At 73.7% G+C, this 429-nt stretch carries 2 protein-coding genes; one reads left to right on the top strand and one right to left on the bottom strand.

Annotation, left to right across the window (positions count from 1 at the left end; genetic code table 11):
- Window positions 1-103 (top strand): Rv3235 family protein (locus CHM34_RS20290; protein WP_369126369.1); only part of this gene is annotated, 103 nt, incomplete at its 5' end.
- A 62-nt stretch (window positions 104-165) separates the two neighbouring features.
- Here the strand turns inward: CHM34_RS20290 and CHM34_RS18545 are convergent.
- Window positions 166-429: SEC-C metal-binding domain-containing protein (locus CHM34_RS18545; RefSeq protein WP_206093854.1), on the bottom strand; the 264-nt coding region annotated here is incomplete at its 5' end.

Raw genomic sequence — 429 nt, 5'->3', positions numbered from 1 at the left:
GGTCAGTGCCGTCGTCATCGACGGCGGACGCGTGCGTGCCCTCGCGCTGCGGCTCGTCGGTCTCGACGGTCGCTGGCGGGTCGAGGCGCTCCAGGTGGGCTGAGGCGCTCCATGTGGGCTGAGGCGCTCCAGGTGGGCTGAGGCGCCGAGGTCCGAACGGGCCCCTCAGGCCTTCCCGTGGCACCTCTTGAACTTCTTGCCCGAGCCGCACGGGCACGGGCCGTTGCGGGAGACGCCCTTGAGCTGCTCCTGGGACAGGGTGTCCTGGGCCGACCCGACACGCTGCTCGACCTCGCCGGTCTCGCTCGGAGCGGTGTACTGCAGCTGCTGTGGACGCCGGGTCGGCTGCTCCAGCCCCTTGGCGCGGAACGCCGGGTGGCGCTGCGCGGTCTCGCGGGCCTCGGCGCCCTCACCGGGCAGGCCGGAGGA

Source organism: Paludifilum halophilum (genome assembly GCF_002245355.1).
In the GTDB taxonomy this organism is placed as follows: Bacteria; Bacillota; Bacilli; order Thermoactinomycetales; family DSM-45169; genus Paludifilum; species Paludifilum halophilum.
Note: the sequence above shows the minus strand (reverse complement) of the source record. Positions and strands in the feature narration are given on the sequence as shown.